We start from the raw sequence: 23,514 nt of genomic DNA, 5'->3' as shown, positions 1-23,514 counted from the left end.
CATTTTTATCGATAAGATCGTTTTTTATTGATTTTAAGGTTTTTATTTTATTGTTTTTTAAAGTGATTGTGAGTCGGGGTGAAGGTGGTTTCACCTCGTCTGCACGTGTGTTGGAATCGTCACATTGTGTAAAACGAACATTTGTGGCGCTCATCAGGTTCAGGTATACTACTTTCCCGTCTTGGTACTTCCATCGTCTTTAAACCTAAACTCTCAGGTTCAGCATGACAACTAATTATATTTTTGTGACCGGCGGGGTCGTTTCCTCTCTGGGTAAAGGCATTGCCGCAGCCTCTCTGGCGGCTATTCTCGAAGCCCGTGGCCTCAACGTTACCATCATGAAACTGGACCCGTACATCAACGTGGATCCGGGCACGATGAGCCCGACGCAGCACGGTGAAGTCTTTGTCACCGAAGACGGCGCCGAAACCGATCTGGACTTGGGTCACTACGAGCGTTTCATCCGCACTAAAATGTCGCGCCGCAACAACTTCACCACTGGCCGTATCTACTCTGATGTCCTGCGCAAAGAGCGCCGTGGCGACTATCTGGGCGCGACCATTCAGGTGATTCCACATATCACTAACGCGATTAAAGAGCGCATCATTGAAGGTGGCGAAGGCCACGATGTCGTTCTGGTTGAAATCGGTGGTACCGTCGGTGATATCGAATCATTGCCGTTCCTTGAAGCGATTCGGCAGATGGCGGTACAAGTCGGCCGCGAGCACACGCTGTTTATGCACCTGACGCTGGTGCCGTATCTTGCGGCGGCGGGCGAAGTGAAAACCAAGCCGACGCAGCACTCTGTTAAAGAGCTGCTTTCCATCGGTATCCAGCCTGACGTGCTGATTTGCCGTTCCGACCGCACGGTGCCCGCCAATGAGCGTGCAAAAATTGCTTTATTCTGTAATGTGCCGGAAAAAGCAGTAATATCCCTTAAAGACATTGATTCGATTTATAAAATCCCGGCGCTATTGAAATCACAGGGGCTGGACGATTATATTTGTAAACGATTCAGCTTGAACTGCCCTGAAGCCAACCTGTCAGAATGGGAACAGGTTGTGTATGAAGAAGCGAATCCGGGCGGTGAAGTGACTATCGGTATGGTCGGCAAATATGTTGCGCTGCCGGATGCCTACAAATCCGTGATTGAAGCGCTGAAACACGGCGGCTTGAAGAACCGTCTGACGGTGAATATCAAGCTGATCGACTCGCAAGATGTCGAAACCCGTGGTGTCGACGTATTGAAAGATTTAGACGCGATTCTGATTCCAGGCGGTTTTGGCTACCGTGGCGTCGAAGGGAAAATCATGGCGGCGCGTTATGCCCGTGAGAACCATATCCCTTATCTGGGCATTTGCCTGGGGATGCAGGTCGCATTAATGGAATTTGCCCGTAACGTTGTCGGAATGGAAGGCGCAAACTCAACGGAGTTTATGCCAGACTGTAAGTACCCGGTGGTTGCGCTGATCACGGAATGGCGTGATGAGAACGGCAATGTTGAAGTCCGTGATGAAGCCAGCGATCTGGGCGGCACCATGCGCGTTGGCGGGCAGCAATGCCATCTGACCGAAGGCAGTCTGGTGCGTCAGATGTACGGTGAACAGACGATTATCGAACGTCACCGTCATCGTTATGAAGTGAACAACATGCTGTTGAAACAGATTGAAGCGGCGGGATTACGGGTTGCTGGTCTTTCCGCCGACCGCAAACTGGTGGAGATTGTTGAGTTACCCGATCATCCCTGGTTCGTTGCCTGTCAATTCCACCCGGAATTCACATCAACGCCGCGAGATGGACATCCCCTGTTTGCCGGCTTTGTGAAAGCCGCTGGCGCGTACCAGAAGCGTCAGGTGAAGTAAGAGTTATATCAGCAACGCGCGATCGCTATCGCGCGTTGCTCGTCTAGGGTTTTAGTTCTGTCTAAAGTTTTAGTTTAACTTGTACTGAGGAAAATCTAATGTCCAAAATTGTTAAAGTCATCGGCCGTGAAATCATCGACTCACGCGGAAACCCAACTGTTGAAGCGGAAGTTCATCTGGAAGGTGGTTTTGTAGGTCTGGCTGCTGCGCCATCAGGAGCTTCTACTGGCTCTCGCGAAGCGCTGGAACTGCGTGACGGTGACAAATCCCGTTTTCTGGGCAAAGGCGTAACGAAAGCCGTTGCCGCTGTTAACGGCCCGATTGCTCAGGCTGTTGTGGGTAAAGACGCGAAAGATCAGGCGAACATCGACAAGATCATGATCGATCTGGATGGTACCGACAACAAATCCAAATTTGGTGCTAACGCCATTCTGGCTGTTTCTCTGGCTGCCGCTAAAGCTGCTGCTGCGTCAAAAGGCCTGCCGCTGTATGCTCACATCGCTGAACTGAACGGCACCCCAGGAAAATACTCTATGCCACTGCCAATGATGAACATCATCAACGGCGGCGAGCACGCAGATAACAACGTTGATATCCAAGAGTTCATGATTCAGCCTGTTGGCGCGAAAACCCTGAAAGAAGCTGTTCGTATGGGTTCTGAAGTGTTCCACAACCTGGCTAAAGTTCTGAAGTCTAAAGGCATGAGCACGGCTGTGGGTGACGAAGGTGGCTACGCGCCTAACCTGGGTTCCAACGCCGAAGCGCTGGCTGTTATCGCTGAAGCGGTAAAAGCGGCAGGCTACGAGCTGGGCAAAGACATTACGTTGGCGATGGACTGTGCAGCATCTGAATTCTACAAAGACGGTAAATACGTTCTGGCTGGCGAAGGCAACAAAGCGTTCACCTCTGAAGAATTCACTCACTTCCTGGAAGATCTGACTAAACAGTACCCAATCGTATCTATCGAAGACGGTCTGGACGAATCTGATTGGGCTGGCTTCGCGTACCAGACTAAAGTTCTGGGCGACAAAATCCAGCTGGTTGGTGACGATCTGTTCGTAACCAACACCAAGATCCTGAAAGAAGGTATCGAGAAAGGCATCGCTAACTCCATCCTGATCAAATTCAACCAGATCGGTTCTCTGACCGAAACGCTGGCTGCAATTAAAATGGCGAAAGATGCAGGCTACACGGCTGTTATCTCTCACCGTTCAGGCGAGACTGAAGATGCAACCATCGCTGACCTGGCAGTAGGTACAGCGGCTGGTCAGATCAAAACCGGATCTATGAGCCGTTCTGACCGCGTTGCTAAATACAACCAGCTGATTCGTATCGAAGAAGCGCTGGGTGATGCTGCACCGTTCAACGGTCTGAAAGAAGTTAAAGGCCAGTAATTGCGTTTCTGGCGTATCAGGTCGCTGAGAAAACGGCCTGATATACGCCAACGTGATTAACCCTAAAAATCCAGAAGCGTGAAAACGTTTCTGGATTTTTTTATGGCAGACATCCTTGTCTGCCACCCTTCGGGCCGTTGCTGCGCAACGTTGAAAAACGCTTTCGACGGTTTTTATGCCGTATAGCACATCCAGTTTCTTGAATTTCTCTTCAATTACAGACAGTGCCACCTCCATCAACTAAACCCCTTCTTCTATCCTGTGATCGCCATAAGCTAACTACGGGTTTCGTTCAGCTAAAATCGGTTTTTATAAAATCTTTGACGCGGATCGCACCCATCTTCCCCATGTTGCCAGCGTGTGACGAGGGGTGGCAAAAGCGCAAAGGTTTTCACGATCGCCGGGCGCTACCGTAGCAGCGTGACACCTTCATAATTAAAAATGTTCGGAGAAGGATGGCGATGAAAATGCGTAAGATCGGTTTGGCTAACTATTTAGCTCTCTGCTGTTGTTGAGTTCTGGGCTGGCGTGCATTGGGCGCGGCGGAATCAACTACGTGCCGTGGAACACTTACATCGCCGATGTGGATGATGTGATCACCGCACAGCGTGCTGCGGGAAGAAACGCTGAAAATGTGCGAAGCCGGACGCCCTGTGCCGGAAAAGATTACGCCGCAGGCGCGGGCAACGGTCGAAATGCTGGCCGGTATGCCGTATGAATCGCTGTGGGGCAACAACAACATCGGCTACCTGAATCGCCATAAAGGCGACAAGTCGGTCACGCATGCCACGCAGTCGTAACTGTATTGAACTGTTAACTGATAACTCAATTGGATGAATGACTATGACCGTATTCAGTGTAAAACATAGCCCGCTTTTACGTCAGCCGGAACGCTTCATCTCCCGTGAGGATCTGAAGGCGCTGATTTGCCGCATCACCGACAATCTGGTGAATATTGAGGATAAAACCGGTGAGTTCTTGTTACGGCTGGACGATGGTCGGGTGATTGATACCAAAGGCTGGGCGGGCTGGGAATGGACGCACGGCATCGGGCTGTACGGGATTTACCAGTATTATCAGCAAACGGGCGACGAGCAGATGCGCGCCATCATCGACGACTGGTTTACCGCGCGTCTGGCGGAAGGCACGCCGACGAAGAATGTGAACACGGTGTGCCCGTTCCTGACGCTGGCTTATCGCTATGAAGAAACGGGCGATGCGCGCTGGTTGCCGTATCTGGAGCGCTGGGCAGAATGGGTGATGTATGAAATGCCGCGCACGGACAAGCAGGGCTTGCAGCATATTGTTTATAACAATGAAAACCATCAGCAACTGTGGGATGACACGCTGATGATGAGCGTGCTGCCGCTGGCGAAAATCGGCAAGCTGTTAAACCGGCCGGAGTTTGTGGAAGAAGCCACGTATCAGTTCCTGTTGCATGTGCAATATTTGATGGATCGCGAAAGCGGCCTGTGGTTCCACGGCTGGACGTTCGAAGGGCAGCACAACTACGCCAAAGCACGCTGGGCGCGTGGCAACAGCTGGCTGACCATCGTGATTCCTGAATTTATTGAACTGCTGGATCTGCCGAAACACAATGCGACGCGCCGCTTCCTGTTGCAGGTGCTGGAAAGCCAGATTGAAGCACTGGCGAAATATCAGGATGACAGCGGTCTGTGGCACACGCTGATCGACGATCCGAATTCTTACCTTGAAAGCTCGGCAACCGCCGGTTTTGCCTACGGTATTTTGAAAGCGGTGCGCAAGCGCTATGTCGACCCGAGCTACGCTGAAGTGGCGGAGAAAGCGATTCGCGGCGTGATTAATCACGTTAATGAGGACGGCGAACTGACGCAGGTGTCATTCGGCACCGCGATGGGCAACGATCTGGATTTCTACCGCAACATCGCGCTGACCTCCATGCCGTACGGTCAGGCAATGGCGATTCTGTGTCTGGCGGAATACTTACGGGTGTATCTGTAACGGGTTAACATGAATGTTGTCTCTTAGTCATATTTATTATGCTGGCTAAGGGGCATGTTTCGTGCGCGATACTGCCGCTATTCATATGCGATACCGTATACGCGCCCGACGCAAGGTGGCTCAGTCGCCGCCACCCTGCGAACCCAGGCTTCCGGCTAAATTATGCCGCTACGCGGTGCCATCGGTGTTCCTGACCGCGATTCGAGCCGTCAGTGACGCGTTCCCGACGCGGCACTGACTTTCGCGGCATCCATGCCGCTCACTCGGCGGCCAAGCCCACCGCTGCATAATTTTTACGCCGGATAACGGCAAAACCCATAATAATTCGCGGCATTTGTATTTGTGTATAAGAAACTCGTGAAGGTAAGAGGAATGCTTTATTTCCCGCCAGCCAGATCGATAAAATTCCCAGTAACGTAAGACGCGTCATCCGATAGCAGCCAGCCTATTGCTTGCGCGACCTCCATCGGGTGACCACCTCGTTTCATGGGTAGCGAATGTTTGATGCGATCGACTCGTGCCGGTTCGCCGCCGTCAGCGTGCATATCGGTATAAATAAAACCGGGACGCACGGCGTTAACGCGAATGCCCTGATCGGCAACTTCCAGCGATAAACCAATGGTCAGCGTATCGAGCGCGCCCTTTGATGCCGCATAATCAATATATTCATGCGGTGACCCTAGGCGGGCGGCGGCGGATGACACGTTGACGATCGCCCCGCCTTTTCCACCATGGCGGAATGCCATACGCTTGACCGCTTCTCGGGCACAGAGAAAACTGCCCACCGTATTGGTCGCAAACATGTCGTTAAGCCGCACAGCATCAAGCTGTTCAATCGTGGCTTGGGGTTTAAGCATCGCAGCGTTATTCACCAGACCGGTGAGGCAGCCAAGTTCTTTATCCATCCGTTTAAAAAGAGCAATAACTTGCTCTTCATCGGCGATATCGACCTGAACGGCGATGGCCGTTCCGCCTTTAGCGCGAATCTCTTCGAGGACGCTATGTGCGCTGTCCCTTTGTGTACGATAGCCGATGCAAATCTTGTGGCCTTTTCCTGCCAGATAGCACGCGGTGGCGCGGCCAATGCCGCGCGAACCGCCAGTAATCAACGTAATGAATTCCATTCTGCCCCTTAGTTTTTGAGCCCCGCCATACTGTAATTCGCCGGGAGCCAGCGGTAACCGTTTGGTTTACCGTTAGCATCATACACGGCTTTGACCTGGCCTAAACCGGGGAAGGAAATGTGTGCCGCACCAATCCATTCATTATTGCGTGCGGCCTCTGCCAGAATCTGTAAACGCGCTTCTGCGGCTTCATCCATATTGCGATCGAAGTCGATCGTGGTCAGGGGGCGAGGAAATTGTACGGCTTCGGCATGGATCGTATCGCCCCAGAGCGTCAGTTTTTGACCATCACTTTCGATCTGATAAAGGCTGTGCCCCGGCGTATGTCCCGGTGCTGGTATAGCGGTAATGCCGGGAAAAAGCTGCTGCTGGCCGGAGAAGGTTTTTAGCCTATGGGCGGCAATCACAGGTTGCAGTGAATCTTCAGATTGTCCGAACGTGTGTTTCTCGCTCTCCCGCACATGCGCGCTGTTGGCCGGATTGAGCCAGAAATCCGCATCCTTCTGGTTAACATAAACGGTGGCATTAGGGAAAACCAGCTTGCCGTCACGCGACACGCCGCCGGAATGGTCGGCATGAATATGGGTCAGCAAAACGGTATCGATCTTCTCGGGTGGGTAACCCGCGGCGCGCAGATTATCGGGTAATTTCCCTCCTTGTTTGCCGAATAGCGGCCCGGCCCCTGTATCGACCAGTATCAGCTGTTTACCCGTATTAATGAGGTACGCATTAATCGAGGTTTCAACCTGTGGCTGGAGATTCTTTTGCGCCAGCAGGTGCAGCATTTCCTCGTGGGGAATATGGGTGAGCAATTTATCCAGCGGAATGGTGACCGTACCGTCAGAAAGAGCGGTAATTTCAAACTGGCCTAGCATCATCCGATAATAGCCTGGTGCCTGTGTTCTTTGTTGAGGCACCGATTCTGCTTCGGCGATAAAGGACGCCCCTGCTGACAAAACCACGGGTAATAATGTCTGTTTCAGAAGATTCATTTTCATTGTGCACTCTTAGAAAGTGGCCCTGCTCGTCAGGGAGTGGAACGATTATTCTGCTAGCGGTACTATTGTTCAAATTGATTAATTTGATACTGACTATCATGGAAAATGATTTTTACGGCGTGGATTTAAACCTGCTGGTGACATTTCTGGTGCTGTATCGCGAGAAAAGTGTCTCCGCAGCGGCGGATAAGCTGCATTTGGGACAGCCTGCCGTGAGCGGGGCGCTGGCGCGTTTACGTACGCTGTTTGACGATCCGCTGTTTATCCGTACGGGACAGGTGATGCGCCCGACGGCGCGTGCGGATTATCTGGCGACCCAGTTGTCACCTGTTTTTGAACACTTACAGTCGGTTCTGGGTGAGCCTGAGAGGTTTGATCCGCTGACCGATTCGCGTGTGATTACGCTGGGAATGACCGATTGGGTAGAAATCTGGTTGATGCCGCTACTGCTGAAACGGCTCAAAACCCATGCTCCTTATTTACGTATCAACCTTGTGGCCACCGATCCGTTTTTGGATGTGGCACGTCTGGAAAATGACAGCATCGATCTGGTGGTGTCCGTCGCCAGTTCACAGGCAGGTTGGCTGAAGCAACAAGCCTTACTCTCGTCAGGATTCAGGGCGTTGTGGCATCCGCAGCAGCTTGATCTGCCGCGTCCTCTTTCTTTGACCGTATACAGCCAACAGCGTCATTTACTGGTGACCTACCGTGAACGTGCGCATGGCATTGTGGACGACATGTTGGAAAAGCAGGGAATGGCGCGGACAATTTATTACACCACGCCGCATTTCTCCGCTCTGCCGGGAATCTTGCAGCAAACACCGTCAATCGCTACCGTGCCGGAAAAGCTGGCGACGCAGTGGTGTCAGCATTATGGCTTGATCGATAGCCCCGTGCCGCTTGCGTTACCGACCTATACGCTCTCGGCGCTCTGGCATGCCAGACAGGACAGTAATCCGGCGATAACGTGGCTGTATGGGCAAATTGCTGAGGTGGTGGCAGAGCAAGGGACGGAACCGCCCCCTGCTTGAGTGACGGCAAGGAGATTATTGCGATAATCCTGCCACACTGTAATTCGCCGGAAGCCAGCGGTAGCCGTTGGTGGTGCCGTTGCGTTCCAGACGTGTACCCACGTGGCCGATGCCGGGGAAGGGCAGATGAGCGCCTGCAACCCAGTAACCCTGACTGGCGGCGTCGGCCAGCGTTTTATTACGGGATTCTGTCGCCTGATCCATATTTGAATCAAAGCTGATGGTGGTGGCCGGTAAGCTCATCTGTACCGCTTCCGCATGAATGATGTCTCCCCATGCCAGCAGTTTTTTGCCTTCGCTCTCAATCAGAAACGACGTATGCCCCGGCGTATGTCCCGGGCTTGGGATCGCGGTGACACCAGGCAACAGTGCTGTCTGCTGAGCTGGGAACGTTTTCAGCTTGTTCTCTTTGCGAATGGCATCAAAGGTACTTTGCACGCGTTGGAACGCGGCCTTTCTGCTCTCTGGCGCACTCTTCAGATTATCTGGGCTGAGCCAGAAGTCGGTTTCTGGCTGGCTGACATACACGGTAGCGTTCGGGTAGTTCAGCTTACTGTCCTGTACCAGACCACCAAAATGGTCGCCGTGCAGATGGGTCATCAATATGGTATCGACCTGCTCAGGCTTGTAGCCCGCCGCGATCAGGTTCGGCAGCACTTTTCCTACGGTAGGATTGCTTTGTTTGCCGTTGCCCGTGTCTATCAGAATCAGGTGTTTGCCGGTATTGACCAAATAGGCGTTGATGGAGGTTTCCACCTGCGGCGTCAGCGCTTTCTCTGCCAGCAGTTCAGTGATTTTTTCCGGTGGTGTCCTCTGCAACAGTTTATCCATCGGCATGGTGTTGGTGCCGTCAGACAGTGCCGTGATTTCGAACTGTCCGAGCATAATACGGTAATAGCCCGGCTGGGTTTTAATCTGCGCGATGTCCTGCGCCTGAGCAAATACAGGCACAAAGGCACACGAGACGAGTAATAGGGCTAACGGTTTCAATAACTTCATTGATTCTTGTCCTTGTTAGTAATGAAACGTAACGAATGCAGGTGAAATCCTAACAACAGATTGATTATTGACGCATGGGGCGAATTACTCAACTGTCCCCGAACCGTATGTGTCCGCCAGATTTGCCACGGCATCGCCGCCGTCCTGCAACGTGGAGGATTTAGGGTATAATGCCTTTTTAAGTGAACGAGACAGTGAAAACCATGCAGTACCCGATTAATGAAATATTCCAGACGTTACAGGGCGAAGGCTATTTTACCGGTGTGCCGGCGGTGTTTGTGCGCCTGCAAGGGTGCCCGGTCGGCTGTAGCTGGTGCGATACCAAACACACCTGGGACAAACTGGCAGAGCGGGAAACCTCATTGGATCAGGTGCTGGTAAAAACGGAAGAAAGCGATGCCTGGGGTGCGGCGAGTGCGGACGATATTCTGGCGCTGATGACGCAGCAAGGCTATACGGCACGCCACATTGTGATCACGGGCGGTGAACCTTGCATCCACGATTTGGCACCGCTGACGCTACAGCTGGAAAAACAGGGTTTCAGCTGTCAGATCGAAACCAGCGGTACGCACGATGTGCGCTGCTCGCCCAAAACCTGGGTGACGGTATCGCCGAAAGTAAATATGCGCGGTGGCATGAAGGTGCTCGATCAGGCGTTGCAACGGGCGGATGAGATCAAACACCCGGTGGCGCGTGAGCGTGACATTGAAGCGTTGGATGCGCTACTGGCGCGGCTTGATGATGATAAGCCGCGCATTATCGCGCTACAACCGATCAGCCAGAAAGACGATGCGACCAAACTGTGTATCGCGACCTGCATCGCCCGTAACTGGCGGCTGTCTATGCAGACACATAAGTACCTGAATATCGCCTGATATTTATCTACTGATGATAGCGGCTGATCGTCGCGGCGTGAGAGCAGGATGTTCATCGCGCCGCGGTGCCTCATTACTCGCCTTTATAGACGCAGCCAGCGGTGCACGTTTCTTTCACCATCACGGCGCTGAGCAGCGGTAATGTCGGCTTCAACTGATGCCAGATCCAGTGCGCCAGCACCTCGCTGGTTGGGTTTTCCAATCCAGGGATCTCATTCAGATAGTGGTGATCCAACCGTTCCCACGTCGGTTTGAACGCGGCTTTCAGCTCAGAGAAATCCATCACCCAGCCGGTATGCGGATCCACTTCACCGGTAATTTCCAGTCTCACCATGAAAGAGTGCCCATGCAGCCGCCCGCATTTGTGGCCTTCCGGCACGTGAGGCAAATGATGCGCGGCTTCAAACTGAAAATCTTTAAATAGCGTAGTGACCATAGCGAGGTTCCCGGTTTCGTTCTGAAAAAGGGGCTTTCAGAACACAGTATGCAAAAACCGTCGCATACTACCCGAAAGCGCTTACTCTTCCAACTGCACTATCGTCGCGTGGCTCCAGCCGGAAGGCAGTGGTTCAGGGCGGTGGAACGTCATGTGGCTGGTGGTCAGGTTCACAACGCCACGCGCGAATAACGCAGGCATACCGCCAGGGTAGGCCTCAACGCCGAATGCACGTCCCGTTGTGGGATCGACCCGATAGGCATTATCCAGCCCCATACCCGTAGGGCGTTCCGGGTTGCAGGGCGGGCGTACATCGTACATGCCCTGTTCTGGCGAGTCGCTTTGCCGCTGTTCGAGGTGCACGGCATGGAAATGGACATCGCGAATGTAGCCTACAGGCGTGCTGTGCAGGTTAATTGCCCCCTCGCTGATCCCTGCGATCTGAGAAAACTGTACCGCTTCGATCCGGCCCGGTTCGATAACGGGATCGCGATAGCGTACGGAAATAAAGATCGGGTCAGCCTTGCCCCAATGGCACGGATGCGCAGCGACACAGTGGAACGTAATGTTGCTGAACTGTAGACGTCGGAACGTGCCGCCATCGCGGGAGATCAGGCCAATGGCTCGGTTGGTCTCGTAAATGGCACAGTTGCTGACAGAAATATCTTCAATATCGGCAAAGGTTTCGGTGCCGACCTTCAGGGCGCAACTCTTGGATCGCAACAGACAATTGCTGATGACGACCTGCTGCACTTTACGTTGCAGATGGGGCGGCTTATGGGTGGTTTTGATGCACAGCGCATCATCAGCGGCGCTCAGCGAACAGTTACTGATTTGTACCTGCTGACAACTGTCGAGATCCAGCGCATCGGTGTTCGCCATGCTCAGATCGTTATCAATGGTCAGACGCTCGACGATGATTTGACGACAGCTAACCAGATGCACGGTCCACATTGGGGCGTGCTCAATCGTAAAATCACACAGGCGAACGTGTTCGCAATCCTCAAAGACTACAATGCGTGGTCGATGTTGCGCAGGCAGGCGATAGCCCTGATCGTCAGATTCTGCCGAGAAATAGGCGTCGGCATTTCCCATGATCTTACCCTGACCGCAGATCGTGACATTGCGTTGCTGATAAGCATAAAGAAATGCACGGTGCGAGAGTTCGGCCATGCTGATGGTGGTGGCCTGCGTAAATTGCTCATAGTCACCGCTGACGATTAACTCTGCTCCCGCTTCCAACAGCAGGCAAAAATTGGACGGCAGCAGCAATCCTCCTAATAGATAGCGCCCTGGCTCGACCGTCAGGGTGCCGCCGCCCTGTGCCGCAATCCGATCGATAGCCTGTTGAAAGACGGCGGTATCCAGCGTGATGCCGTCGGCAGCGGGGGAGTATGACTGAATAGAGTGTTTCATCGTGTCATCCACGGTTTGCCATTAATGAATGGATTGCAGCACGTTTGCTGGTCTTTGGCTGCGCCTGTTGTGATGAAATCTGCGGAGGTTGGAGCGGGCTTCACAGCGTATGGCATGTGGCGTAAGAGAATGTGAAAGGCATAACGAAGAAGGTGAGGCGGTGTTTTATACGATGTGTGTTTCATCACGTTTTTACGCTGCTTTTTCTCTTTTACCGCCCGCGCGGTGCAGTTTTGTTGTTTTTGTGTTTCTTATTTGTGAATTAAATCTCTTTTTAGTGTGGTGCGTCAGTTAATGATGTGAGGCACCTCCCTGCTGTGCCAGATAGCGCTCGCGTCGCGTGGTTGAAACGCCGACTAGCGCGACGCGGCCATCACCATTTCTTCCGCCAGTCCCGCAAATCACGCGTTTTCCCGCCATCGCGGCTGGCGCGACGAAAAGGGTTCTGCCTATCTTGTCAGGGTGAGGGATAGGTTGATTCCCAAAATGCCAGGCGGTTACGTACCCGACCCGCTTTCTCATCCACACACCACACCAGTACGCCAAACACACACAATAATAATGTCGTTGGGGGAAAAATGAGATTACTTGGACTGATTTTCATCGCCTTCTCTGCGCTCTGTTCCGTTGCGCAGGCTGCTGATCCAGTGGAATTACGCCTCTCCTGGTGGGGAGGAAACAGCCGTCATCAGGCGACGTTGACTGCGCTGGAAGCGTTTCAGAAAAAATATCCGCACATCAGCGTGAGGCCGGAATATACCGGCTGGGACGGGCACTTATCCCGTCTGACCACGCAGATTGCCAGCGGTGAAGAACCGGATGTCATGCAGGTAAACTGGAACTGGTTGCCGATTTTTTCCAAAACCGGTACTGGTTTTTATGACCTGAATAAGCTGACCGATACGCTGAAATTGCAGGATTTTCCCGAAGATGCACTAAAACCTGCGACAATTGACGGCAAAGTAAACGCGATTTCCACCTCGCTGAATGCGCTGGTGATGTATTACAACGCGGAAACCTGGAAGAAAGCCGGGCTACCGTATCCCACCACTTGGGATGAGCTGTTCCAGGCGGGCAAGGTATTTAAAGAGAAACTGGGCGATAACTATTTCCCCATCGCCTCGCCTGCACAGGACAGTGGTGAAGGATTACTGGAACTGCTCAACTATTACATGACGCAGAAATACCAGATTGGCATGATCGACGAAAAGAACAAACGCTTTAACTACAGTGATGCGCAATGGATCGAGGCATTTCGCTTCTATAAGCGTTTGATCGACGAACATGTGATGCCGTCCTCGAAGTATTACAATGCGTTCGGCAAAGTCGGGATGTATGAAACGCGTCCCTGGATTAATGGGGAATACGGCGGCGCTCATCTGTGGATTTCGGTTGTGAAGAAATACGCCGATCCGCTGGCGGCACCCGGCAAGCTCGAATTAGGGCCCTACATCATGACGCCGGGGTCGGATAATTCCGGGCAGTTCTTCAAACCCTCCATGCTGTTTGCTATCAGTAAAAATACCAAACATCCGAAAGAAGCGGCGCTGTTGCTGAACTATCTGATGAACGATCCTGAAGGCGCGCTGCTGATGGGCACCGAGCGCGGTATTCCGCTCAGCCGTATTGCCAGACAAGCGTTGGAAGAAAAGCAGAAGCTGGATACGAACGATCTGTCGGTTGTCGGATTATCACTGGCGCTGGAAAAACCGATGCAAACGCCCGTTTCCTCCTATCTTGAAGATCCTCAGCTTGCCAGCTTGATCCTGCAAACTATCGAACAGCTCGACTATGGCAAGAAGAGCGTGGAAGAATCGGCGAAAAACTTCAGCAATTCAGGCGAGCGCATTCTGAAGCGGGTGATTCGCTAAGCATTGACCAGAGAAGGTCGTTACTGACTAAGGTATTTTATTGGCCGGTGCGTTACGTCAGTTCAGCCAACTGCTGTTGCAGGCTATCGGCTAACGCGCGTGGACGCCCGGCATCAAACATCACATGCATGCTCACCGGGTACGCCCGGTGTTGCAGGCAGAAATCTTCCATCTCATGCCCGATCCCGTACAGCGCCTGAATATTGGTTTTGGCGATTTCCCGCAGCGTCCAGTTGTTCTCCACCTGTTTGCAGTAGTGCAACGTAAAGAAGGCTTTCTGCGCGTGAACAAAAGCGCGGCAATACAGCGTCAGGCCGCGCCATTCCTGCTGCCAGCGTTGCCTGAGCGCTTCTGGCATCGTGTGTTCACGAGAAAATTGCAGAGCGGCCTGCTGGCACTGCTCCGCCAGTTGCCACGCGGCATCTTTCTCTTTCGCGATGTGGTAGAGGTTCTGCGAAGCCAGCTCCGCATGCTGCGGATCGAACGTAATATCCTGACCAGAGCCCGGCAACCAGTGGTTACGATTGAGCTGACCGTACAGGCTCCAGATCGCCTGACCAAAGCTGGTTGGCAGCAGGCTGTGGCGATGAAACACGTGGTGGCGTGTGTACAGCGACAGGGAAATGGCCTGATGCGCCTGATCAAGCAAGGCTTGCATTGCGTGCAGCACCGCCTCATCCGGTTGCCACTCATAGCGTGTCATCAGCCATTGTGCAAACAGCGCACTTTCGTTGGTCGATGTGGTCTGGTGAGTGAGTAAACGGGAACAGGCGAACAGCGTAAATTCGCTGAGCGTGCCGATCACGCTGTGATTATCTACGCCCTCCCAACTGATACGACACAGTGCGCTGACAATGGCGGGATTTTTCTCCCGACACCACAGTAGCCGCCCTTGCACTTCGGTGTAGCGCAGGAAGGGGAGGTTACCCCAGCCGACTTCTTCCCCAGCCAAATCCAGCTCAACCCAGACTTCGCGTCCGCTGACATCCAGCAGCGCGGGGTTATTGGGAAACTCAGGCCAGAAGCGTTCCGGCGTGACTTTGATCGCGACAGAGACGGATTCCGGCAGCGTGCGAATGGCGTTCAGGACATTACCGATATCCTGATGGCTGGCGGGAAAGGCACGCAAGACCAGGTGGCGCTGATGGTAGTGCATCACGCGTGCGACGGCGGAGAAGAGGCGGTGATAGATCTGTTCGCTGTCGGCGTTGGTTGGCCAGTGCGTGGTGACGGGAACGACGCCGTTGATCTCATCGCCAGAAGGCGCGGAAAAGCGCAGCAGGCTATCGCTATTGGAGATCGCCAACAGCAGGCCGCTTAACCGCGGGATCTGCTGCATCAGCAGTTCGACTTTGGCGGCAAGGTAGTCGCACCAAAAATCGGTATCCATACGGAGGCTATGTTTGTCGTCCAGTAATTCCGGGTGATGGAGCAGTAAATCCGTAGGGAACGACAGCTCTTTGCATTGCAGATACAGCGCCAGCCCCTGTTCACGGCAGTGCGCCGCGACCTGATTCAGGTAAACACAGCGAGAACGTTGCTGGCTGCTGATGCGATCGTCAAAACGCGCGTTATTGTAGGCTTCTGGCGTGACCAGCTTATCCAGCAAATCTGCTGCGCCTAGCACCAGCGTATTGAAACCCTGTTCGCGGGCATAATCGATGACCGCAAGGACCTGTTGCCAATGCCAAATATCTTGCGTATTGAGTTCCAGCGCGCGCCGTTGCCACATCATTTTTCTCCCGTTGCCACTGGTATGAGTATCGCATTGATGTGCTATCGCAAAGGATAAATTCCTGGAGCGAACGCCAGAAATGTGAGCCTGTTCGCTAATGTCGATCGTGTAAGAGGTTGTTGGTGGGGCGGTTATTGTGGGGATGTCGATTATCGGCGGCATGATGACGCGTTCACCAGCCGACGTAGGGTGACAGAAATGAAGGATATCGGCTAAAAGCCTTCCAACAGCCTTAATTGGCTGAATGTGAGTGGCCGATAGAAGATATATCCTTGAATCCCAATGGGGTGGTATTTGTTTAACCTGTTCAAATCGGTCGCCTTCTCCACGCCTTCACAGATAATGTTTACGCCAAGAGGAATGAGTTTGTTTAATAAGACCTTTAGTTTTTGTGATTTTGTCTCTTCTTTACCGATGCCATCGATAATAGAGCGATCGATTTTTATGGTATCGAAGTCAAACAGGCTCAGGCTGTCTATTTGTAGATTTCCTGCGCCGAAGTCATCTAATGAAAGCATAAAGCCATATTTCTTGGCCTGATTTAAAAAGGGGATCCCGTCTATTAACTGCTGTCGGGTCGTTTTTTCACTGATCTCTATTTCTATATTCTTTGGGCTAACCTGATGCATGACGCATTTTTGGTATAACGTTTCCAGATAGGCAGAGTTATTAAACAGTAAATGTGAAAGATTGAATGATATTGTCATGCTGCTTTTGTTTTTTATTACCTGACAGACTACATCAAACATAAAGTCTGTCACTTTATCAATTGCTTTATACTTCTCTATTTTATCTATTGTTTGTTGAGTCGATATGAGCGTCCCTTCCGAATTATAAAACCTGGCGAGGGCTTCATAGCGGAATATTTTATTGTGAGGGAGATGGATGATAGGCTGGAACTCTGCGGTCAGCCTAAGAATTTTTCCATCAATATTCAATGTTGTTGTATTCATTTTACTGATTACTCACCCTCTCCATAGAAATAGGAATTCCATAGCTTTGCTCGTCTGGATTCTACACAGCAATTTGGAATAGTTGGAAATTGTTTAAAATGATCAATAATTCTCATTTGATAGTTATTGGCTATTGAATGAAAAATAATGATCGTTTAAATCTATGTTGTGATTGGTGTTTAATTCTTATTTTATTAATTTACTTGGTGCTTTAAATTGATTATTTTTGTTTAATTAGTGGTTAAGTTGTTTTTGTTTGAATTTAAATCAATCTGACAGTGGCGTGTGACCGTTGTGACTTCATAGCATCCTTGTTAGGATGATAAACGACGTTAAGATTGCCGTTTCGTAATCCTATCAGGAGGGAGAAAAACTCAGAATTGAATCTGGGTGATGTTCTACTCAGTAAGAATCAGCATTTAATTCCGTGTGAGCATTCATTTTATTAAAAAGAGAAGTCCTTTTTGGATTTTGGGGTATATCACCATCGCGTTAATAGGTAGATATTATAGTGGAACATTTTTCTCCTCCTCCCGCTAAAGTGATTAGCGCATTGCTGCAACATCCCTATGTGATGTCTATCTATGCCAAGGATATGCTATATGCATTAAAGGCTGACGTTGCGGAATTGAATCTGGATAAAAACCGTATTGTGTTGGCAGTAGAATATTCTGGTTCAGATATCGACAGATATCTTGCCGATGGTGGTTTGAATTTTGATTTGGAGGCGCTCAAAGGTACGGAGAACATCGAACGAGAAACTTACAGTCTGTGTAATATTTCTACGCAATTATTCAAGACGGACAGTATGTTTTATCGTCTGGAGTGTCGCCTGCCAGACTCGGTTTTCGTCACTGAAAACCGAGGGGCGATTCGTATTCCTTTTATTCTTGGCATGCAGGCTCGTGTCCGTATCGAAGTTTATATGCATACGCTTAACGTGCCTGGAACGCTGCGTAATTTATCGACCGGTGGTTGTCTGGTTGAAATCGATCTGGTGGAAAGTATTGCGATTGACGTCGGTCAGGATATTCCCGGCATTACGCTGGAGTTTCCTAACGGGGAAAGCTTTTATGCCGAAGGAAGAATCCGCCACATACGGCCCTTTGGGAATAATGGCTATGCGGCTGTCGGTATCCAGTTTATCAATTTGTCTTCATCCCAGTCTGAAGCCCTGCTTCATTATACGCATGAGTCGGAAAGAGAGGCGGCATATCGAACTGGCGTCACTGGCAGCATGGTGTATTCGTCCCCGTTGTTCATTCCGGGCAGCAAGGAGAAAAACCTCTTGCTGCGAGAAAGCCAGGAACGTGAGAAACGTACTCGCCAGACGCCTATGGAACGAGGCGTCATGGAGGTTGCCCATCGGCTTCAGATTGGGCTGATGTACATCAAAACGCGCAATCAACTGCCTGTTGAGATTTTCTATGACTGCGTCGACACCCTGATCTATATGGTCAAAAAAGAGAGAAAGGCTTTTCTGTATGCGCTGTCGTTCCTGCGCGATGAGGCGGATTGGGTCAGGCATGCGGTACAGGTTGCAGGGCGGCTGGCGGATATGCTGCTTCTTGCCGATCCGCACGATCCCCATGTGCGCGAGGCGGTGTTGGGCGCGTTACTCCACACGATGGGCAAGCCGCTGCTGGTTAACGCCCGTCTGCCATCGCTAAAGGTCAACATGAATCCGACGCAGAAAGCGATCCTTAGCGGCCATGTGGAAGTGTTGTGTGCGAAGTTACGTGAACTCGACTGGGCGATCAGCCCCACTTGCCGTGATGTGATTGAGAATGCTAACGAGCGTTTGGACGGAAGCGGCTATCCGCAAGGTAAACGCGCTGAACAATTGTCGCCTTTAGTCCGACTGGTCTCTGTAATCAAGGCGATTAATAAGCTCAGGCATGCGCGCAATGGCGTTTCGCCCCGCACACCATTGGCTGCCTACCGCAAAATCTATGAGGTGAACGCCGCCTATGACAAGGGCGTGTTGGTCAAATATGTCCAGATTTATGGTCTCTACCCGATAGGCAGTCTGGCGAAATATTCGGGAGGCTTCCTCGGGTGGGTAATGGATATTGATAGAAAGGGCCGACCTGTTGCGGTACACCTCGTTAAGAACCTGCGCTTTCCTGATACCAATATCAGCAGCGTCGTCTCTAAAGGCGACTTGTTGCAGGTCGGCCAGCTCGAAAACATCGTGAATCCAGATGATTTCGGCATGAAAGTCCTGAAAATTTAACTCACATCCTGTCTGTATGGGGTTGCGTGGCAGCCCCGCTTTCTCGAATGCATTCTTACTGATATCGCCATGTAACGCGCGTGCCATCAGCCATAACACTTTAAGCAATAAGGATTATCAGAAAAACCATTTAGTCATTTTGGTTATTTAATATTTCCATCATTTCTTTAATTGTTAAGATGCAGATCGTTACCCTTATCCTCCATCCATCTTTTTATTGCATGTTTTTGTATTAGCGTCGTTGGCTAACTGCACAGGCACAAGGAAACAGACATCACAATGACTACTCCGGTTTCCCCCACTTCATTGCTTCCGCTGAGTGCGGAGCAATTAACGCGTTTACAGGCGGCAACCGGTGATTTCTCATCGACTCAGCTGGCCTGGCTATCCGGTTATTTCTGGGGGCTGGTTCAGCAGCCTGGGAATGTGCAGCCGGGGGCGATAACCGCCACGGCAACGACCGCCGCCGCAGTCACGGTGCCAGTACAAACGATCACACTGATCTCCGCCTCACAGACTGGCAATGCGCGCCGGGTCGCGGAACAGCTGCGTGACGATCTGCTGGCGGCCAAGCTGTCCGTCAATCTGGTCAATGCGGGTGATTACAAGTTTAAGCAAATCGGGCAGGAAAAACTGCTGTTGATCGTGACGTCGACGCAGGGAGAAGGGGAGCCGCCGGAAGAGGCGGTTGCGCTGCATAAGTTCCTGCTGTCCAAAAAAGCGCCGGCGCTGAAAGACACGGCATTTGCTGTGTTTGGTCTGGGTGATACCTCTTACGAATTCTTCAGCAAGGCAGGTAAGGATTTCGACAGCCGTCTGGCTGAGTTAGGCGCTGAACGTCTGCTGGATCGCGTTGATGCCGATGTGGATTATCAGACGCTGGCCGAGCAATGGCGCCGCCAGTTAGTTGATATTTTGCAGGCGCGGGTCCCGGTGCAGGGAACGGCGGTAGCACAGCTCGCTTCTCAAGGGGCACTGGATGAAATTACCAGCAGCCCATACAGCAAAGTGTCCCCGCTGCATGCCACGTTTGCGGTGAATCAGAAAGTCACCGGACGTAACTCCGAAAAAGATGTGCGCCATATTGAGATCGATCTCGGGGATTCCGGTTTGCGTTATCAGCCAGGTGACGCGCTGGGCGTGTGGTTTGATAACGATCCCGCGTTGGTGCAGGAACTACTGGAGTTGCTGTGGCTGAAAGGCGATGAGTCTGTCAGCGTTGACGGCAAGATGCTGCCATTATCGCAGGCGCTGAAAAGCCACTTCGAGCTGACGCAGAACACGGCGCCGATCGTCGAGAAATATGCGGCACTGTCGCGTAATGAAACACTGCTGTCGCTGATAGCCGATAAACCTGCGCTGCAACAGTTTGCACAGCGTACGCCGCTGGTGGATATGATGCGACAGGCACCGACTGAACTGACGGCGGATCAACTGCTGGGTCTGCTGCGTCCGCTGACGCCGCGTCTTTATTCCATTGCCTCGTCGCAGGCGGAAGTCGAAAGCGAAGTGCACATCACCGTTGGTGTGGTGCGCTACGACTACGAAGGGCGCGCGCGCGCGGGTGGCGCATCCAGCTATCTGGCCGACAGGCTGAGCGAAGACGATGAAATCCGCGTGTTCATCGAACATAACGATAACTTCCGTCTGCCTGCCAATTCCGACACGCCGGTTATCATGATTGGGCCAGGCACGGGGATTGCGCCGTTCCGTGCGTTTATGCAGCAGCGCGATGCCGAAGGAGCCGGGGGGAAAAACTGGCTGTTCTTCGGTAACCCACACTTCACGGAAGATTTTCTGTATCAGGTTGAATGGCAGCGCTACGTTAAAGACGGTCTGCTGACCCATATCGATCTGGCCTGGTCACGCGATCAAGCACACAAGATCTATGTACAGGACAAACTGCGCGAAAAAGGCGCAGAAGTCTGGCGCTGGATTCAGGACGGGGCGCACCTGTATGTATGTGGTGATGCCAACCGTATGGCCAAAGACGTCGAGCAGGCGCTGTTGGATGTAATAGTTGAGCATGGCGGCATGGACAGTGAACAAGCCGATGAATTTTTAAGTGACCTGCGCCTTGAGCGCCGTTATCAGCGAGATGTGTACTAATGAGTGAAAAATACGTTTTCAGTGAAAAACACCCTGGTCCGTTGGTGGTAGAAGGGAAACTCGCTGATGCTGAGCGCATGAAGCTGGCAAGTCACTTTCTGCGCGGCACGATTGCTGAAGACCTGAATGATGGTCTGACTGGCGGCTTCAACGGCGATAACTTTCTGCTGATCCGCTTCCACGGGATGTATCAACAGGATGACCGTGATATTCGCGCTGAGCGTGCCGAACAGAAGCTGGAACCTCGCCATGCGATGATGTTGCGCTGCCGTTTACCCGGCGGGGTGATGACGCCGGAACAGTGGCTGGGAATCGATAAATTTGCCAGCGAAAGTACGCTGTACGGCAGTATTCGTATTACTAACCGTCAGACTTTTCAGTTTCACGGCATTCTGAAACCGAACGTGAAGCCAGTGCATCAACTGCTGAATCGTCTTGGGCTGGATGGACTGGCGACGGCAAACGATGTGAATCGTAACGTGCTGTGTACGTCCAACCCGGTGGAATCTGAGCTGCATCAGCAGGCGTACGAGTGGGCGAAAAAGATCTCTGAGCATTTGCTGCCGCGCACGCGCGCCTATGCTGAGATCTGGATGGATCAGGAAAAGGTCGCGACGACGGATGAAGAGCCGATTCTGGGGGCGACGTATCTGCCGCGTAAGTTCAAAACCACGGTGGTGATCCCGCCGCAGAATGATGTTGATCTGCACGCCAACGATCTTAACTTTATTGCGATTGCTGATAACGGCCGTCTGGTGGGCTTCAACGTGTTGGTGGGCGGTGGGCTTTCTATCGCCCACGGCGACAAAGAAACCTATCCGCGCACGGCCAGTGAGCTGGGCTATATCTCCGTTGAGCATACGCTGGCCATCGCCGAAGCGGTGGTGACGACGCAGCGCGATTGGGGTAACCGTACCAACCGTAAAAACGCGAAAACCAAATACACGCTGGAGCGTGTGGGTGTCGAGAACTTCAAGCAGGAAGTGGAAGCGCGTGCCGGTGTGAAATTTGAAGCCGTACGTCCTTATGAATTCACCGGACGTGGCGATCGGATCGGCTGGGTAAAAGGTATCGACAATAAATGGCACCTGACGCTGTTTATCGAAAATGGCCGTATTCTGGATTACCCGGGGCGCCCGTTGAAAACGGGTCTGGCGGAAATCGCTAAAATCCATAAAGGGGATTTCCGCTTAACGGCGAACCAGAATTTGATCATCGCGGGCGTTCCTGCACGCAGTAAAGCGAAGATTGAGGCGCTGGCACGTGAACACGGTTTGATTGATGACGGCGTCAGCGAGCAGCGCAAGAATTCGATGGCCTGCGTGTCGTTCCCGACCTGTCCGCTGGCGATGGCGGAAGCAGAGCGTTTCCTGCCAGAGTTCGTCACGAAAGTGGAAGACATCATGCAGCAGCACGGCGTGGGGGATGAACATATCGTTCTGCGCGTCACGGGCTGCCCGAACGGCTGCGGCCGTGCGATGCTGGCGGAAATCGGTCTGGTGGGCAAAGCCGTGGGACGTTATAACCTGCACCTCGGTGGAAATCGCGAGGGAACACGTATTCCCCGCATGTATCGCGAAAACATTAATGAAACCGAGATCCTGGCAGAAATCGATCGGCTTATCGGGCTATGGGCGCAGGATCGCCAGCCGAATGAAGGCTTTGGTGATTTCACCATTCGTACCAACATCATTAAACCGGTGCTGGATCCCGCCCGCGATTTTTATGACTGACAGGAGAGCCTGATGGCCGAATTTAATCTTGAGGCGCTCAACGCGTTACCGAAAGCGGAGCAGGCGGCAGCGCTCGCTGGCGTGAATGGTCAGCTTGAACAGCTGTCGGCGCAGGAAAGAGTGAGCTGGGCGCTGGAGAATCTGCCGGGCGACTATGTTTTGTCGTCCAGCTTCGGCATTCAGGCTGCGGTATCGCTGCATCTGGTGACGCAGCAGCGGCCGGATATTCCGGTCATTCTCACTGATACGGGCTATCTGTTTCCTGAAACCTATCAGTTTATTGATGCGCTGACGGAGCAGTTGAAGCTGAATCTGCAAGTGTTTCGCGCTGCTGAATCTCCGGCCTGGCAAGAGGCGCGCTACGGTAAGCTGTGGGAACAGGGCGTGGAAGGCATCGAGCGCTACAACCAACTGAATAAAGTCGAGCCGATGAATCGGGCGCTGAGCGAATTAAAGGCGAAAACGTGGTTTGCTGGCCTGCGCCGCGAGCAGTCCGGCAGCCGAGGCGAATTGCCGGTGCTGGCGATTCAGCGTGGCGTCTTCAAATTCCTGCCGATTATCGATTGGGATAACCGCACGGTTTATCAGTATCTGAAAGAAAACGGCCTGAGCTATCACCCGCTCTGGGATCAGGGCTACCTGTCTGTTGGCGATACCCACACCACCCGCAAATGGGAACCGGGCATGAGCGAAGAGGAAACCCGCTTCTTCGGCCTGAAACGCGAATGTGGGCTGCACGAAGGGTGAACAGAAACCGGG

At 52.3% G+C, this 23,514-nt stretch carries 18 protein-coding genes and 1 pseudogene; 11 read left to right on the top strand and 8 right to left on the bottom strand.

Annotated features, from left to right (window positions below; translation table 11 throughout):
- Nucleotides 1–224: 224 nt before the first annotated feature.
- From pyrG to bglB, 4 genes and pseudogenes are all read left to right on the top strand, one after another.
- A complete protein-coding gene (gene pyrG, locus LCF41_RS17300) occupies nt 225–1,862 on the top strand; it encodes a glutamine hydrolyzing CTP synthase (protein WP_225085622.1) in 1,638 nt (545 codons plus the stop codon).
- A gap of 98 nt (nt 1,863–1,960) precedes the next feature.
- A complete protein-coding gene (gene eno, locus LCF41_RS17295; protein ID WP_180741677.1) occupies nt 1,961–3,256 on the top strand; it encodes a phosphopyruvate hydratase in 1,296 nt (431 codons plus the stop codon).
- A 499-nt stretch (nt 3,257–3,755) separates the two neighbouring features.
- Nucleotides 3,756–4,056 (top strand): annotated as a pseudogene (locus LCF41_RS17290) (hypothetical protein); the annotation flags it as partial.
- Nucleotides 4,057–4,099: 43 nt separating this feature from the next.
- Nucleotides 4,100–5,239, top strand: coding sequence for a beta-galactosidase BglB (gene bglB, locus LCF41_RS17285; protein ID WP_225085621.1), 1,140 nt, complete (start codon nt 4,100–4,102; stop codon nt 5,237–5,239).
- A gap of 377 nt (nt 5,240–5,616) precedes the next feature.
- Here bglB and LCF41_RS17280 read toward each other — a convergent pair whose 3' ends face one another.
- Together LCF41_RS17280 and LCF41_RS17275 are read right to left on the bottom strand one after the other, a co-directional pair.
- The gene (locus LCF41_RS17280; protein WP_225085620.1) at nt 5,617–6,363 is read right to left on the bottom strand and encodes an SDR family oxidoreductase; all 747 of its coding nucleotides are present in this window, start codon (nt 6,361–6,363) and stop codon (nt 5,617–5,619) included.
- 8 nt (nt 6,364–6,371) lie between these two features.
- A complete protein-coding gene (locus LCF41_RS17275) occupies nt 6,372–7,361 on the bottom strand; it encodes an MBL fold metallo-hydrolase (protein ID WP_225085619.1) in 990 nt (329 codons plus the stop codon).
- A 98-nt stretch (nt 7,362–7,459) separates the two neighbouring features.
- On the opposite strand from LCF41_RS17275, the gene LCF41_RS17270 reads away from it, so the two are divergent.
- Nucleotides 7,460–8,392, top strand: coding sequence for a LysR family transcriptional regulator (locus LCF41_RS17270; protein ID WP_225085618.1), 933 nt, complete (start codon nt 7,460–7,462; stop codon nt 8,390–8,392).
- A 15-nt stretch (nt 8,393–8,407) separates the two neighbouring features.
- On the opposite strand, the gene LCF41_RS17265 is transcribed toward LCF41_RS17270, so the two are convergent.
- Complete coding sequence (locus LCF41_RS17265) at nt 8,408–9,391, bottom strand: MBL fold metallo-hydrolase (RefSeq protein WP_225085617.1); 984 nt, start codon at nt 9,389–9,391, stop codon at nt 8,408–8,410.
- A gap of 203 nt (nt 9,392–9,594) precedes the next feature.
- Here LCF41_RS17265 and queE point away from each other — a divergent pair, with 203 nt between their 5' ends.
- Nucleotides 9,595–10,266 carry a 7-carboxy-7-deazaguanine synthase QueE gene (gene queE / locus LCF41_RS17260; protein WP_225085616.1) on the top strand — a complete coding sequence of 224 codons (672 nt, stop codon included), beginning with the start codon at nt 9,595–9,597 and terminating at the stop codon, nt 10,264–10,266.
- Between the two features lie 73 nt (nt 10,267–10,339).
- On the opposite strand, the gene queD is transcribed toward queE, so the two are convergent.
- The 3 genes from queD to LCF41_RS17245 all read right to left on the bottom strand — a co-directional run bounded on the left by queD (nt 10,340) and on the right by LCF41_RS17245 (nt 12,640).
- A complete protein-coding gene (queD, locus tag LCF41_RS17255; RefSeq protein WP_015841518.1) occupies nt 10,340–10,702 on the bottom strand; it encodes a 6-carboxytetrahydropterin synthase QueD in 363 nt (120 codons plus the stop codon).
- A gap of 81 nt (nt 10,703–10,783) precedes the next feature.
- On the bottom strand, nt 10,784–12,118 hold the full coding sequence (locus LCF41_RS17250; RefSeq protein WP_225085615.1) for a glycoside hydrolase family 28 protein: 1,335 nt from the start codon (nt 12,116–12,118) through the stop codon (nt 10,784–10,786).
- Between the two features lie 291 nt (nt 12,119–12,409).
- Entirely contained in the window at nt 12,410–12,640 is a 231-nt protein-coding gene (locus tag LCF41_RS17245; RefSeq protein ID WP_225085614.1) for a hypothetical protein, read from the bottom strand.
- Between the two features lie 56 nt (nt 12,641–12,696).
- On the opposite strand from LCF41_RS17245, the gene LCF41_RS17240 reads away from it, so the two are divergent.
- Nucleotides 12,697–13,989, top strand: coding sequence for an ABC transporter substrate-binding protein (locus tag LCF41_RS17240; RefSeq protein ID WP_225085613.1), 1,293 nt, complete (start codon nt 12,697–12,699; stop codon nt 13,987–13,989).
- 52 nt (nt 13,990–14,041) lie between these two features.
- On the opposite strand, the gene LCF41_RS17235 is transcribed toward LCF41_RS17240, so the two are convergent.
- Nucleotides 14,042–15,721: a hypothetical protein gene (locus tag LCF41_RS17235; protein WP_225088214.1), complete on the bottom strand. Its 1,680-nt coding sequence runs from the start codon at nt 15,719–15,721 to the stop codon at nt 14,042–14,044.
- A gap of 215 nt (nt 15,722–15,936) precedes the next feature.
- Nucleotides 15,937–16,677: an EAL domain-containing protein gene (locus LCF41_RS17230; protein WP_225085612.1), complete on the bottom strand. Its 741-nt coding sequence runs from the start codon at nt 16,675–16,677 to the stop codon at nt 15,937–15,939.
- A gap of 511 nt (nt 16,678–17,188) precedes the next feature.
- On the opposite strand from LCF41_RS17230, the gene LCF41_RS17225 reads away from it, so the two are divergent.
- The 4 genes from LCF41_RS17225 to LCF41_RS17210 all read left to right on the top strand — a co-directional run bounded on the left by LCF41_RS17225 (nt 17,189) and on the right by LCF41_RS17210 (nt 23,502).
- Complete coding sequence (locus LCF41_RS17225; RefSeq protein ID WP_225085611.1) at nt 17,189–18,913, top strand: PilZ domain-containing protein; 1,725 nt, start codon at nt 17,189–17,191, stop codon at nt 18,911–18,913.
- Between the two features lie 279 nt (nt 18,914–19,192).
- Complete coding sequence (cysJ, locus tag LCF41_RS17220) at nt 19,193–21,022, top strand: NADPH-dependent assimilatory sulfite reductase flavoprotein subunit (RefSeq protein ID WP_225085610.1); 1,830 nt, start codon at nt 19,193–19,195, stop codon at nt 21,020–21,022.
- On the top strand, nt 21,022–22,755 hold the full coding sequence (cysI, locus tag LCF41_RS17215) for an assimilatory sulfite reductase (NADPH) hemoprotein subunit (RefSeq protein WP_225085609.1): 1,734 nt from the start codon (nt 21,022–21,024) through the stop codon (nt 22,753–22,755). The genes cysJ and cysI overlap by 1 nt, the downstream gene beginning before the upstream one ends.
- Before the next feature lie 12 nt (nt 22,756–22,767).
- Complete coding sequence (locus tag LCF41_RS17210; protein WP_225085608.1) at nt 22,768–23,502, top strand: phosphoadenylyl-sulfate reductase; 735 nt, start codon at nt 22,768–22,770, stop codon at nt 23,500–23,502.
- Nucleotides 23,503–23,514: the final 12 nt, after the last annotated feature.

This window comes from Pectobacterium colocasium (genome assembly GCF_020181655.1).
Classification (GTDB): Bacteria; Pseudomonadota; Gammaproteobacteria; order Enterobacterales; family Enterobacteriaceae; genus Pectobacterium; species Pectobacterium colocasium.
Note: the sequence above shows the minus strand (reverse complement) of the source record. Positions and strands in the feature narration are given on the sequence as shown.

Bases quoted from the DNA above. Each gene is read 5' to 3' on its own strand.
- pyrG (WP_225085622.1), top strand. From the start codon at position 225: ATGACAACTAATTATATTTTTGTGACCGGCGGGGTCGTTTCCTCTCTG.
- eno (WP_180741677.1), top strand. From the start codon at position 1,961: ATGTCCAAAATTGTTAAAGTCATCGGCCGTGAAATCATCGACTCACGC.
- bglB (WP_225085621.1), top strand. From the start codon at position 4,100: ATGACCGTATTCAGTGTAAAACATAGCCCGCTTTTACGTCAGCCGGAA.
- LCF41_RS17280 (WP_225085620.1), bottom strand. From the start codon at position 6,363: ATGGAATTCATTACGTTGATTACTGGCGGTTCGCGCGGCATTGGCCGC.
- LCF41_RS17275 (WP_225085619.1), bottom strand. From the start codon at position 7,361: ATGAAAATGAATCTTCTGAAACAGACATTATTACCCGTGGTTTTGTCA.
- LCF41_RS17270 (WP_225085618.1), top strand. From the start codon at position 7,460: ATGGAAAATGATTTTTACGGCGTGGATTTAAACCTGCTGGTGACATTT.
- LCF41_RS17265 (WP_225085617.1), bottom strand. From the start codon at position 9,391: ATGAAGTTATTGAAACCGTTAGCCCTATTACTCGTCTCGTGTGCCTTT.
- queE (WP_225085616.1), top strand. From the start codon at position 9,595: ATGCAGTACCCGATTAATGAAATATTCCAGACGTTACAGGGCGAAGGC.
- queD (WP_015841518.1), bottom strand. From the start codon at position 10,702: ATGGTCACTACGCTATTTAAAGATTTTCAGTTTGAAGCCGCGCATCAT.
- LCF41_RS17250 (WP_225085615.1), bottom strand. From the start codon at position 12,118: ATGAAACACTCTATTCAGTCATACTCCCCCGCTGCCGACGGCATCACG.
- LCF41_RS17245 (WP_225085614.1), bottom strand. From the start codon at position 12,640: ATGAGAAAGCGGGTCGGGTACGTAACCGCCTGGCATTTTGGGAATCAA.
- LCF41_RS17240 (WP_225085613.1), top strand. From the start codon at position 12,697: ATGAGATTACTTGGACTGATTTTCATCGCCTTCTCTGCGCTCTGTTCC.
- LCF41_RS17235 (WP_225088214.1), bottom strand. From the start codon at position 15,721: ATGTGGCAACGGCGCGCGCTGGAACTCAATACGCAAGATATTTGGCAT.
- LCF41_RS17230 (WP_225085612.1), bottom strand. From the start codon at position 16,677: ATGAATACAACAACATTGAATATTGATGGAAAAATTCTTAGGCTGACC.
- cysJ (WP_225085610.1), top strand. From the start codon at position 19,193: ATGACTACTCCGGTTTCCCCCACTTCATTGCTTCCGCTGAGTGCGGAG.
- cysI (WP_225085609.1), top strand. From the start codon at position 21,022: ATGAGTGAAAAATACGTTTTCAGTGAAAAACACCCTGGTCCGTTGGTG.
- LCF41_RS17210 (WP_225085608.1), top strand. From the start codon at position 22,768: ATGGCCGAATTTAATCTTGAGGCGCTCAACGCGTTACCGAAAGCGGAG.